11 protein-coding genes are annotated in these 13,151 nt (G+C 46.4%); 8 read left to right on the top strand and 3 right to left on the bottom strand.

Annotated features, from left to right (window positions below):
• Window positions 1–25: 25 nt before the first annotated feature.
• Both ygfZ and serA read right to left on the bottom strand, forming a co-directional pair.
• Window positions 26–997 carry a tRNA-modifying protein YgfZ gene (gene ygfZ / locus L1D44_RS00245; protein ID WP_239888238.1) on the bottom strand — a complete coding sequence of 324 codons (972 nt, stop codon included), beginning with the start codon at window positions 995–997 and terminating at the stop codon, window positions 26–28.
• Between the two features lie 174 nt (window positions 998–1,171).
• Window positions 1,172–2,401, bottom strand: coding sequence for a phosphoglycerate dehydrogenase (gene serA, locus L1D44_RS00240; RefSeq protein WP_239888237.1), 1,230 nt, complete (start codon window positions 2,399–2,401; stop codon window positions 1,172–1,174).
• Between the two features lie 255 nt (window positions 2,402–2,656).
• Between serA and L1D44_RS00235 the strand changes: the two genes are divergently transcribed.
• From L1D44_RS00235 to katB, 7 genes are all read left to right on the top strand, one after another.
• The gene (locus L1D44_RS00235; RefSeq protein WP_239888236.1) at window positions 2,657–3,271 is read left to right on the top strand and encodes a DUF2238 domain-containing protein; all 615 of its coding nucleotides are present in this window, start codon (window positions 2,657–2,659) and stop codon (window positions 3,269–3,271) included.
• A 219-nt stretch (window positions 3,272–3,490) separates the two neighbouring features.
• Window positions 3,491–4,156, top strand: coding sequence for a response regulator transcription factor (locus L1D44_RS00230; RefSeq protein ID WP_239888235.1), 666 nt, complete (start codon window positions 3,491–3,493; stop codon window positions 4,154–4,156).
• Window positions 4,157–5,152: 996 nt separating this feature from the next.
• Entirely contained in the window at window positions 5,153–6,379 is a 1,227-nt protein-coding gene (locus L1D44_RS00225; protein ID WP_239888234.1) for a NupC/NupG family nucleoside CNT transporter, read from the top strand.
• A gap of 78 nt (window positions 6,380–6,457) precedes the next feature.
• Window positions 6,458–7,171 carry a purine-nucleoside phosphorylase gene (gene deoD, locus L1D44_RS00220; RefSeq protein WP_220768030.1) on the top strand — a complete coding sequence of 238 codons (714 nt, stop codon included), beginning with the start codon at window positions 6,458–6,460 and terminating at the stop codon, window positions 7,169–7,171.
• A 361-nt stretch (window positions 7,172–7,532) separates the two neighbouring features.
• The gene (locus tag L1D44_RS00215) at window positions 7,533–7,970 is read left to right on the top strand and encodes a PaaI family thioesterase (RefSeq protein WP_220767953.1); all 438 of its coding nucleotides are present in this window, start codon (window positions 7,533–7,535) and stop codon (window positions 7,968–7,970) included.
• Window positions 7,971–8,282: 312 nt separating this feature from the next.
• A complete protein-coding gene (locus L1D44_RS00210; RefSeq protein ID WP_239888233.1) occupies window positions 8,283–8,531 on the top strand; it encodes a YgjV family protein in 249 nt (82 codons plus the stop codon).
• A gap of 326 nt (window positions 8,532–8,857) precedes the next feature.
• Window positions 8,858–10,321: a catalase KatB gene (katB, locus tag L1D44_RS00205; protein WP_239888232.1), complete on the top strand. Its 1,464-nt coding sequence runs from the start codon at window positions 8,858–8,860 to the stop codon at window positions 10,319–10,321.
• Window positions 10,322–10,470: 149 nt separating this feature from the next.
• Here the strand turns inward: katB and L1D44_RS00200 are convergent, their stop codons facing one another.
• Window positions 10,471–11,025: a TMEM165/GDT1 family protein gene (locus L1D44_RS00200; protein WP_202720748.1), complete on the bottom strand. Its 555-nt coding sequence runs from the start codon at window positions 11,023–11,025 to the stop codon at window positions 10,471–10,473.
• Between the two features lie 677 nt (window positions 11,026–11,702).
• Here L1D44_RS00200 and L1D44_RS00195 point away from each other — a divergent pair.
• On the top strand, window positions 11,703–12,902 hold the full coding sequence (locus tag L1D44_RS00195; protein WP_239888231.1) for an aromatic amino acid transport family protein: 1,200 nt from the start codon (window positions 11,703–11,705) through the stop codon (window positions 12,900–12,902).
• Window positions 12,903–13,151: the final 249 nt, after the last annotated feature.

Raw genomic sequence — 13,151 nt, 5'->3', positions numbered from 1 at the left:
TTTGTTTTTCTGCTAAATCCACAAATTACTCTTGCTCTTCGAGGGAGTAAGGTAGAGCAATCAGGGTGAGTTCAGACTGGTCATCATCGGCAACTCTAAGCTTGGCATCGAGTTGAGTATCGTTAGCCAGTACGGCAGTTAATAACACTTGGCCATCACGTTGAACCGCCTCGATAATCGTTCCCGCACGGCGGTATCCTTCACCATCTTCCAGCGCTATCTCAAGTTGGCTGTCGTTCGTTAATGGTGCCGATACGCTGCCGCTAACGATGTAAAGTGCGCGCTTGTTACCACCGCGGTACTTCATTCTGGCAATCGTCTCTTGGCCCATATAGCAGCCCTTGTTGAAGCTAATGCCGTTGATCGCTTGCACGTTACACATCTGCGGTACGAATTGCCCTTGATGGCTAGCACCTAAGTTTGGGTAACCAGCTGCGATTTCCAGTGCCTGCCATGCAGTGGCATCGAAAATAGGCTGCTCGATAGCGCCGATGATGGAATCGGCTTGGCTTTGCTCAACCACAAGAATATAGCGGCCCGCATCGTGGATGATCATACCGCCATCGATTAATGTTAGCTCATGGTTTAGCTCGCCATATTGCGCGGTTAACCATGCCTTGGCTTGCTCACCTGCCACACCGAGTAATAGGTAGCTATCACTAACATCTGTCAGTTCAGCCTTGCTAAAGACGGCGTACTTTTGCAGTTGAGGCAGATCCAGCGCCAAAGTCTCTCTTGGCATCATTAAGAATAGGCAGTCATCTTTAGCGAAAGTTCTAAAGCTAGCTAGCATTTTCCCCTTAGGGTCACAATGGGCGCCCCAGCGCCATTGGTCTTGCTCGAGTGAGCTGATATCGGTCGTCACTTGGCCGTGTATAAAGCTGCGACCCTGTTCTCCGGTGACCGAGATTAAACCTAAGTGCGTTAATTCTGAGAAAAGCAGTTCAGGCTGTTGTCCATTAAGAGGCCAAGTTGGCTGAGAAGTTGACAGGGTCATATGAAGATCCAAGAGTTAAACCAAAGAGATAATGATTGTACCGCTAAATTTGTACTGCGCAAGCGCAGTCGTTCAAACATTTTGTGCTTACGCAGATAAAAATAAAAGCCGCATAACCTCAGTTATACGGCTTTTATTTATGGCCGACTATACCGGCTTTATGTCACTAAGATATCAGTGCAGCAGGCGAGTTCTAATCGTGCCTTCAATCGCTTGCAGTTCCACTAATGCATCTTCTGCCTGATCAGAGTCGACTTCCATTACCACGTAACCGATCTCAGAGGTTGTCTGTAGATACTGAGCGGCGATGTTGATGCCTTTCTCTGCAAACGCCGAGTTAATCTGGATAAGAATGCCAGGGCGGTTATGGTGAATATGCAGTAGACGAGAAGTACCAGAATGCTGCGCTAGTGAAACCTCAGGGAAGTTTACCGCAGTCATGGTCGAGCCATTGTCTGAGTATTTAGCCAGCTTACCAGCAACTTCGACACCGATATTTTCCTGTGCCTCAGCCGTGCTGCCGCCAACGTGAGGAGTTAGCAACACATTGTCTAGGCCGCGTAGTGGGCTCAGAAATTCGTCATCATTAGACTTAGGCTCAACCGGGAATACATCAATTGCCGCGCCCGCTAGATGTTCCTCTTTTAATGAAGCCGCTAAGGCATCGATATCGACCACAGTGCCACGTGAGGCATTGATTAAAATGCTGCCCTTACGCATGCAGGCTAGCTCTTCATGGCTTATCATCTCTTTAGTCTGTGGCGTCTCAGGAACATGCAAACTGACAACATCGGCAAGGGATAATACCTGCTGCAGAGAATGCACCTGCTGGGCGTTACCCAGTGGTAGCTTGTCTTCGATATCGAAGAAGATCACTCGCATGCCTAAGGTCTCTGCAAGAATACCTAGCTGAGTGCCTATGTGGCCGTAGCCGATGACTCCTAAGGTCTTACCGCGGGCCTCATAACTGCCAGAAGCGCTCTTTAGCCAGCCACCGCGATGAGCTAGCGCGTTACGCTGCGGAATACCGCGCAGTAACATGATGATTTCGCCAAGCACTAATTCTGCCACACTGCGGGTGTTAGAGAATGGTGCATTAAATACTGGGATCCCCAGTTTTTCTGCTGCCGATAAGTTAACTTGGTTGGTGCCAATACAGAAACAACCAATACCAACGAGTTTTTCTGCTTGGGATAATACTTCTTCAGTCAATTGGGTACGGGAGCGAATACCAATGAAATGGGCATCTTTAACCGCTGCGTGCAGCTCATCTTCGGCTAGCGATGCTTTGTGGTATTCAATGTTGCTATAACCCGCACGTTCAAATACATCTACCGCAGATTGGTGGACGCCTTCCAACAGCAGGATCTTAATTTTATCCTTGTCCAGCGAATGTTTCGCCATGATTTTTGTACCCTTCTATTTATTTGTATTATGTATACTTAATGCCACCGCAAAGACGACTAAACTCTACGTTGTAGGTGTGGTTTGGGTATAGACTGTCAATGTACTAAGGACTGTAAAGCCTTCACAACCGAAATTTACTTCGAAAGCGTAACAGAGGTAACAAAGTAGCACTTTTCTTTGTTGCTGTGGAGGGCTAGATGGCTAAAGTGTTTATTCTTAATTTAGAACAATATGGTATATAAGGAAGATATTTTGAATAAAAGCGCTGCGTGGCTAGTGATATTCTTTGCCGTATTGATCTGGTCTGGGATAAATCCAAAGGATCAATTCACTTGGTTTTTAGAGGTGGCACCGGCCTTAATTGCATTGCCAATTTTGATCTATACCCGTAAAAGCTTTGCCTTAACCAGTTTGGCCTACGGCTTGATCTTAATTCACTGCATTATCTTGATGATAGGCGGGCATTACACCTATGCCGAAGTGCCGCTGTTCGATTGGATTCGCGACTGGACGGGTGGGGAACGTAATAACTACGACAAGGTCGGGCATTTTGCCCAAGGCTTTATTCCGACCATTCTGGCTCGAGAGGTGTTTACCCGCTTGAGTGTGGTTAAAGTTGGTGCCTGGTGTAATTTTTTAGCTGTCTGTTTTTCTTTGGCATTTTCAGCTTTTTACGAGCTTATTGAGTGGTGGGTAGCCGAGTTGACAGGAGAAGATGCCGAGGCATTTTTAGGTACTCAAGGCTACGTGTGGGATACACAGTCTGATATGGCGATGGCATTAATCGGTGGCATATCAGCAATCGTACTCCTCAGTCGTTTGCATGATAAGGCGTTGAGCACAAAGCTTAGGTTAGAGAAATTATGATAGGCTGAATGAATTCTAAGGAATTTAGAAAGGCAAGATTTTATCTTCTTGCCTTCAGCGGGTCACATGATGTGCCTCGTAGGGATGAATAAAAATAATGCCGCAGTAAAAGTGCTATTTAAGGTTGCAGGCTCTCATGTTATCTCAGATTCGATTCTGACTTAACATCGGAGTTTGTTCTATTTAGCGGACAGGCAAAACTTTTCAGGGAGAAAAGTGATGAGTAAAATTGATGAGGTTGTCTTTCTTCATCAGGTGGCATCTCCTTGCCACTTAGCAATTCTAGCGGAGTCAATAGGACTTAAAACACGCGTCCTATCCAGTGTCGAACAGTTAGAAGCTAATGCTAACGTGAATAGCTTTTATCTGTTATCACAACAGGGAGCCGCACTCGATGCTAATGGTATCCCGCTTATTGCCTGTCAATTGGTTAAGCATGTCCCTGTCGCCCTATATCAAGTTGAGCGAGAACAGCTGACCGCCGATGCCGCTTTGTTAATGGGACTCCGTGGTTTGTTATTTAGCGAAGAGCGGATAGATCTCCTTTTGACGGGGTTGCGTAAGATGTTGGCCGATGAGCTGTGGTTCGACCGCCCCCTTATGAGTCAGATGTTACGCCAATTGATCCGCCGAGTCGAAGCACCGGATGAGTTATCGGAGCAAAGCTCGGAAATGCTGCAGCTGCTAACCAAACGAGAGAAAACCATTATCCAGCTGGTATCAAGTGGTGCGCGTAATAAAGAGATCGCCAACACGCTGAACATCAGTGAGCACACAGTTAAAGCACACATCTCCTCTATTTTCAGGAAGACCCAAGCGAGAAATCGAGTCGAGCTATTACGTTGGGCGCAATCTTTTCAGAGTCAGTTTATAGTCTCAGGGTAAAGGCAAAGACGGTAAAAGCTGGGTAAAGAAGAGAAGAGCTAAGATGGGGAAAGCCGGTTAGAGCCGATAAAAGCTAAGACGGGGAAAGCTGAGAAAGGCCGGAAAGGCTGTGACGGTATGAGCAGAGACGGATAAAGCCGGTAAAGATAAAGCGGAAAATCAAAAGATCACAACTTGACGCTGTTGGCTTTTGCTTTTCCTCGCAGGGCTTCAGCCCGTCCTCGAAGCGAAGCGTCCTAGGCCCTTTTATTAATGTAGGTCGGCATTTATGCTGTTAATTTAGGTGTGTTTAGCGACAAGGCTGATGGGCTATAGCCCAACCCACATTAGCAACAGCATACACAGCTTTGGATTGTATAGCAGGACATAGTCCGCTCTAGTAGCGAAGCGTTCTAGAATCTAGGTTATTAGAAATAAAAGGTCCTAGGTGCTAGGAAAAGCAGGTTCTAGGAAAAGATAAAGCGGTAAGCAAAAGATCACAGCGTTGTACTTTTGGCTTTTGCCTTTCCTAGCAGGGCTTTAGCCCGTCCTCGCAGTGGAGCGTTCTAGGACCTTCTTTTTAAGTATGCCTTAATCTCGGTTTAAGTTCTGTTAGCTAATAATGGCGCAAAGAATTGAGTTAAGCCCGCCACTCAGTTGTGATATGAGCCTTAACTTGGTTAGTTTTTGTTATTTTTCAGGTTGTAAACTTTCAGTTTTGTAGTCGTTTGATCTAAATTTTGGCGTTAAACAGCCAAATCTCATTATTTATAAGCTGCCTTAATTTTAGTCCTTATGTTGAGATTCATCTGTTTGGGTGAGTACTCTGTAAGGTTGAGGTTGTCTTTCTGTTTTTTGTTTATTGTTTTTTCTTTGCATTCAGCCCGTTTCTTCTGGGTTTGTTGTCCAAGCCGATAAAACCTTCGTTTATCTTCGACAAACTCGAGCAATTTCCTTGCAGCAAAATTCCGTCTGTATACACTGCCGTCATATTGATATTTAAATGGTAATAAATGTATGGAAGTTTTCATCAGTTTGTTCGGCATGCTTTGTCTTATGGGCTTAGCGGTTGCATTATCAGAAAATAGAAAAGCAATTAATCCTAGAACCGTACTGGGTGCGCTGACGTTTCAAGTCGCCTTTGGTGCCTTTGTTATGTATGTGCCTGTTGGGCAGGCAGTGCTTGATGGTGCATCAAATGGTGTGATGCACGTTATCGGCTATGCCAACGAAGGTTTAGCATTCCTATTTGGTGACCTAGCTAAATTCGGTGTTGGCTTCATTTTTGTGATTAACGTGCTGTTTGTTGTGGTCTTCATCAGCTCATTGATCGCCGTACTTTATTATCTTGGCATCATGCAGCTGGTTATTGGATTAATTGGTGGCGGATTATCTAAGCTTTTAGGCTCAAGCCGTGCGGAATCTTTATCGGCAACAGCAAACATATTCGTTGGCCCAATCGAAGCACCTTCTATGGTGAGACCATTCGTTAAGCACATGACTCGTTCTGAGTTATTTGCTGTGATGACAGGTGGTTTAGCTTCAGTCGCTGGTGGCACCATGATTGGTTATATCCAGATGGGTGTTGACGTTAAGTACGTACTAACCGCAGCCTTTATGACGGCGCCAGCGGGTCTACTATTTGCTAAGTTGATGTGGCCTGAAACAGAAACGCCACAAAACGACATCAAGAAAGTGATGGACGATGTAGAAGACAAGCCTGCCAACGTACTCGATGCAGCCGCAGGCGGTGCAGCAATGGGTATGCAGCAAGTGCTTTCTGTATCGGCACTGTTATTAGCCTTCGTAGCACTTATCGCTATGGTTAACGGCATGCTAGGCGGCATTGGCGGTTGGTTTGGTGTTGAAGACCTAACCATGCAAGCTATCTTAGGTTACCTACTCGCACCGCTAGCTTGGGTGATGGGTGTACCTTGGAGTGAAGCGACACAAGCGGCATCATTTATCGGTCAAAAGATGGTGATTAACGAGTTCGTCGCCTATATCGACTTCTTAAAAGTGGCCGATCAGCTATCAGAAAAGACTCAAATCATCATCAGTTTCGCTCTGTGTGGTTTCGCTAACATCGGCTCACTGGCCATGGTAATCGGTGGTTTAGCGGCACTTTGCCCTGAGCGTCGCCATGACTTAAGTGCTCTAGGTATGAAGGCCTTGATTGCCGCTGCTCTTGCGAACTTAATGAGTGGTACCATCGCGGGTCTACTCTATAGCTTAGCGGGCTAAGCATTTAATAAAAAACAATATTTAGTAAACGATGCTTGTTTATAGCGCAAACAAGCATCTTATTTTTGTAAGGAAAGTATCATGACTCCACATATCAACGCCGAAAACGGTGCATTTGCTAAAACCGTATTAATGCCTGGCGACCCACTAAGAGCAAAATACATTGCCGATAACTTCTTAGAAAATGCCGTGCTAGTGACCGACGTACGCAATATGTTGGGTTACACCGGCGAATATAAAGGCAAGAAGATCTCTGTGATGGGTTCAGGTATGGGCATTCCATCTATCTCTATCTACGCTAAAGAGCTAATCACCGAGTATGGTGTTGAGAACATCATCCGTATCGGTTCTTGCGGCGCGGTTAGCGACAAGATCAAGTTGATGGATGTGGTTATGGCGATGGGTGCAAGCACTGACTCTGCGGTAAACAGAACCCGTTTTGCGAACACAGATTTTGCTATGATCGCCGACTTTAATTTGTTGAAGCGTGCGGCTGACTCAGCTGAAAAGTTAGGTGCTAGCTACCATGTAGGTAACTTGTACTCTTCAGACTTGTTCTACTGTGCTGACGAGACTCGTTATGACTTCATGGAAAAGTACGGCATCTTAGGTGTCGAGATGGAAGCGGCTGGCCTTTACGGCGTTGCAACCGAGTTTGGTGCCAACGCACTGGCGATGATGACGGTAACCGATCACCTTCGCCAAGGCCTACACCTAACGGCAGAAGAGCGTCAGCAGACACTGAACGACATGATCAAGCTCACGTTAGATGCTGTTGAAGATCTTCTTTAATAAAGAATTAAGCTTGGCAAGATAGGCTGCGCGACTCTTTAAAAAGAATATAGTTTGGCTTATCTCTTTACCCTCTGGTCCGCGATTATGCACACTAAGTTGGACGTTTACGTAATCGACAAAAAATATTAAGTATTCTCGCGGACCAACTCTGTTTTACCCTATCGATTTCCCCTCACGGCCTCTTTAGCATAAAGCCCAACTTGTACCGATCTTAAGTTATCGAGTTATTAGGTTAGTGCTATGAGCCAATTCATGCCCTTGGCTCTATTAGCTGTTTCAAGATCTTGTCTGACAAAGTAGACTGTGCTCAATATTGAGAATCAATAACAGTCAACAATAACATTAGTGGAAGTTAAATATGTCGATTTGGTTTAAACCTGTAACCCTTGAAGTATGCGCGCAAATGGATGCGGGGATGCATGGTAAAGGTACCCTGATGCAGACGCTTGGGATCACCATTACCGAGATTGGTGATGACTATATGAAGGCAACAATGCCTGCGACTCCCGCTGTGCATAATCCCCTCGGCATCGTTCATGGCGGTGCCAATGTGGCACTGGCAGAAACCGTTGCAAGTTACGCGGCTAATTTCGCGGTCGATTTTGAAAACTATTACTGTGTTGGCCAAGAGATTAACGCCAATCACCTCAAAGCCTCCCGCAACGGCATACTTACCGCCACGGCAAAAGCGGTGCACCTAGGAAAGCGTAGCTCGGTTTGGGAAGTGCTTATCCATAACAGTGCCGGTGAGCTGTGCTGTATCTCGCGCATGACTGCCGCAGTGGTTAAGCGTTAAAGGTAAAAAGCTAAACGCTTAAACGCTTGTTCAACTGTTTAATATCGCGCACCAAGCGCCGGAGAGTGGCTGTATATGATCTACCGCCCCCATGACTGCCGCAGTGGTTAAACGCTAAAGTTTAGCTCCCCATGACTGCCGCAGTGGTTAAACATTAGCAGTGTGCGATCCTGCGACTAAGTTCCACTCCAGTGTGAGTAATTTTATTTAGCTAAGGCCTGTTTTAATGGCTAACTTTTGCTCATACTTATACTAAGTCTTTTATTATGCCTAGGCGCTGCTTAGGCCGAATATCGATAGTTAGGAGCGCGAATGGATAACGCAACAATATGGGAGTGGGTCGGATACCTAGCGTCAGTCGTCGTCGCAATATCCTTAATGATGTCTAACATCAAAAAATTACGTTGGTGGAACCTAGTTGGAGCGGCACTGTTCGTAGCCTACGGACTCGCTATCGGTGCGATTCCGGTAGCCTTGGTTAACTTCTTTATCGTACTCATCGATGCCTATTACTTAGTTAAACTCTATAAGGCTGAAACCAAATTAAAGAGTCAAACCTAGGCGCTATAACAATAGGGAGAGCAGCCGTGATACTCAGTCGCTGTTTTCCCGCCTCACTCCACTTTTCAATTCTAACCAAGCCATTCTATCTAACCAATCTTCCGACACAGTTTTACCCAACCGATTTTTTTAATTAATTCTAATCTGAATTTTAGTTTAGAGTTATCTACTTTAATCGTTTTATAAATCATTAATTACTGACTAGTATTAACTCAACACTTAAGGCCTATCCGTTATAGCGTTTGTACGCAGGAGATAAACCATGGCCACTATTTTTGATTTAATCGAAACTTGGCTTGAGACAAGCCAAGACTGAGGAGTAATGTATGAGTCAGCAAAACCGAGTTCTTACCGCACAGAATGGCGCACCAATCAGCGATGACCAAAACTCACTGTCAGCAGGCGAGCGTGGACCATTATTACTTCAAGACTGGCACCTTATTGAGAAGCTTGCCCACTTTAACCGCGAGCGTATTCCTGAGCGTATTGTCCATGCTAAAGGAACCGGGGTTTACGGCACGTTTACGTTGACTCGTGACATGAGTGATTACACCATCGCCGATCACTTCAGCGGTGTAGGTAAGCAGACTGAAACCTTCGTGCGTTTCTCAACTGTGGGTGGTGAGATGGGGTCGGCCGATGCAGAGCGTGACCCTCGCGGTTTTGGTTTGCGTTTCTATACCACACAGGGTAACCACGATATTGTGGGTAACAACACGCCGACTTTTTTCCTGCGTGATGGCATCAAGTTTCCAGACTTTATCCATACGCAAAAGCGTAACCCACAGACAAACCTTAAAGATCCCCATGCGATGTGGGACTTCTGGGCGCTAAACCCTGAAGCCATGCATCAGGTGACAGTATTAATGTCTGATCGCGGTATCCCTGCAAACTACCGTCAGATGCATGGCTTTGGCTCCCACACCTTCTCGTTCTGGAATGCCAAAGGTGAGCGTTTCTGGGTTAAGTTCCACTTTAAGACTAAGCAGGGCATCGCCAACTTAACGGCTCAGCAGGCAGATATTTTAAAAGGTATCGATCCTGACTCATCACAGCGCGATATGGTTGCCGCTATCACCGACGGTAACTTCCCTAAGTGGGCTGTTAAAGTGCAGATCATGCCAGAGGCAGACGCCAATACTTACCATATCAATCCGTTTGATCTGACTAAGGTATGGCCGCACGCCGATTATCCACTGATTGAGATCGGTGAGCTTGAGTTAAATCGCATGCCTAATAACTACTTTGCCGAGGTTGAGCAGGTGGCGTTAGCGCCAAGCAACCTAGTGCCAGGTGTGGGGGCTTCACCCGATAAGATGTTGCAGGCGCGCTTATTTGCCTATGCCGACGCCCAGCGTTACCGCATCGGCGCGAACTACAACCAGTTACCGGTTAACTGTCCTCATGCTACAACGGCCAATCACCATCAGCGTGGCGGTGCGATGGCGGGAACACAGTGCCCATTCTCTGGTAGTCAGACTGGTGGTGATGCGAGTCGTAACTACGGCCCAAACAGTCACGATGGTCTGCAAGATCAGGCGCAGTTTGCCGAGCCACCGCTGCGTTTAGATGGTGAAGCAGATCGCTACAGCCGTTATGACCAAGATGACTTCAGCCAAGCCGGTGATCTATATCGCTTACTGCCAGAAGATGAGAAGGCGAGATTGGTTGCTAACATTGTCAGCACATTAAGTGTCGTGAGCGAAGCGACTCAGAATAAGATGGTTGAGCACTTCAGCGCCGCAGACAGCGACTATGGTCGCCGAGTAGAAGAAGCGTTAAAGGGTTAATCAGGCTAAGAAAGGTTCTAGGTGAAAGCAGGTTCTAGGTCCTAGGAAAAGCAGGAGCTAAGATCTGAAAAGCTAAAGGCAAAACAGTGGATGCTGTTTTGCCTTTTTGTATTTTGTTTGTGCTAGAACCTAGAACCTAGAACCTTTCTTTAAAAAACTAAGGTCGCGACACCAAGCAGTGCAAATAGTACGGCGCAGCCGCGGTGGATCCAGCTCATGGGCAGCTTTTCGGCGCTAAAGTGCCCGGCTATGACCACTGGAACGTTGGCAATGAGCATACCCAAGGTGGTACCCATTACCACCATGGCTAAGGCATCGTATTTGGCCGATAGCACCACGGTAGCAATCTGGGTCTTATCGCCCATCTCGGCGATAAAGAATAGAATAAAGGTGGCTATAAACGGTCCCATGGCATAGAAACGGCTCTCTTCGGCATCGACTTTGTCGGGAATTAATACCCATAGCGCGATGGCAAAGAAAGAACCAGCCACCAAGTAGCGTCCCATTTCGGGGCTGATCCAAGAGATGGCCCATTGACCAAGCCAAGCGGCGGCAAAGTGATTAACTAAAGTCGACAGAAATATGCCGAGAATAATGGCTGTCTTGTTTTTAAAGCGAGCGGCTAAGATAAGTGCTAATAGCTGAGTCTTATCACCGATTTCGGCGATGGCAACGGTAAGCGTCGAGGCGAGCAGAGCTTCCAAGGTTCAATCCTATAATGGGGACAAATAGCAAACTCTAAGCACAGCAACTCTTCCCCAAATTAAGAGGTGCGGTGCTCAGGTCTTGCTGGGCAAACTCGATGGCTGGCGCGCATCAAGCTGCTGTATGTACCATGGCATGTGGCCAATTATGTTGATACATACTCGGTAGAAGACTTAAGTGATCCTTGAGTCACGCACCGATAGCTACTCCCCTGAAGCGGAGGCGACATTATAGCGACTTACTTTTTTTTATCAATGTCGACTAGGATGGCGCGAAAATTTTTGGTAAAACAAGCAAAACGTAATGTAACTGCTGCTTAAGTTTTACATTGATGTTGCCAACTCGTGCTAAGTTGATTTTAACTGCTCTAGATGGCTTGCTAGCAGGGAATACAGCTGTTAATGTCACTCACAGTCATTTTTTAGAGAAAGAGCCGTAATGAAGCAATTCAATCTGTATTTTCCACGATTTATCCAGCCTCAGTGGCTAAGTTGATAAGGTGAATACACGTATTATTTAACTAGCCGTTGGGGCCAATTGGAATCGCTAAGGTTGATTTTGACCAGATTCGATTGGGGGCTGTTAATGATATTGTTAGCTTGCAAAATCCTCTCCCTCAAAGTCGTTCTAAATCTGACCTATCTAAATAAAAAATAAAATTTAACAGGACAATTTTGTGAACTCAAAAATACTTGGCTCTATCGCCATTGTTGCTGGCACGGCAATTGGTGGTGGCATGTTGGCATTACCGCTGGCTACCGCTTCATTAGGCACCATCCCCGCACTGCTTTTACTTATCGCTATTTGGGGTGTATCTATCTATACCTCCCTATTAATGCTTGAAATTAACCTACGTGTCGGTGTGGGCCTAAACCTGCATAGCATCACGGGGAAAACCTTAGGTAAGCTAGGTCAGCTTATTCAAGGCGGCTCATTTTTAAGCCTGTTGTTTGCACTTACCATGGTCTATCTGATGGGCGGTTCTTCACTGCTTGAATCTAAGATGGAACTGGTGGGCATGAAGATGGACAATCAACTCGCCGTACTGGTGTTCACGGCGGTTTTTGGTGGCTTCATTGCCGTCGGTGTCGGTTGGATCGATAAAGTCTCACGGGTGTTGTTCAGCACCATGATCGCACTGCTGGTTGTTGTCGTCGCCTACTTGATGCCAGAAGTCGACATGGGCATGATGATGACCAACACCACCGAAGGCTTAGTCGATGGGCGTGATCTGACTAACCTATGGCTGGCGGCGATTCCAATCGTGTTCACTTCTTTCGGTTTCCATGTCTGTATCGCGACTATCGTGCGTTACCTAGACGGCGATGCTATGTCGCTGCGTAAGGTATTGATTATCGGTTCGACCATTCCGCTAGTGTGCTATATCCTCTGGTTAGTGGTGACCCTAGGCACCTTAGGCGGCAAAACCGTCCATGAGTTTGATGGCTCTCTGCCACTACTGGTAACAGCGCTGCAGGGCGTTGCCGAGTCTTCAATTTTGAAGCACTTCATCGATCTATTTGCCAACCTAGCACTGGTGACCTCGTTCCTTGGCGTGACCATGAGCCTGTTTGATTATGTTGCCGAGCTGACTCGTGCGAAAGAGAGCTGGAAGGGACGCGCACAAACTTGGTTACTGACCTTTGTGCCACCACTATTGTGTGCGCTTTACTACCCAGATGGCTTCTTCAAGGTGTTAGGCTTCGCTGCCATTCCACTGGTGGTGATGATTATCTTCTTACCGATTGCGATGGCACTGGGTCTACGTAAGCAAAACCTAGGTGGTTATCAGGTATCGGGTGGCAACGCGGCACTGGGTTTAGCGGCCATTGCAGGTTTAACCATTATTCTGGCTCAGCTATGGGTTGCACTATAGTAAATGCTGGCATCAGGCGTTAGAGGCCTGCCCTATGCTGATACATGCAAAGTTATAGCTTTGTAAGAGATTAATTCAGAAGCTGTTATCAACGCCGCTTCTTATGATAAAGTCGAGCACGAATATGAAAATATTGGGCTCGGCTTTTTTGCTTTTTATGGCCCAAAAATAGCACGGACTTTGCTCGGTTTAGGCTAAGCCCAGCGCTATTAATTGAATATCGAGAGACAAGCAACCAACAAAAATTTT

Origin of the sequence: Shewanella sp. Isolate13 (assembly GCF_022398325.1) — a bacterium.
GTDB lineage: Bacteria > Pseudomonadota > Gammaproteobacteria > Enterobacterales > Shewanellaceae > Shewanella.
Note: the sequence above shows the minus strand (reverse complement) of the source record. Positions and strands in the feature narration are given on the sequence as shown.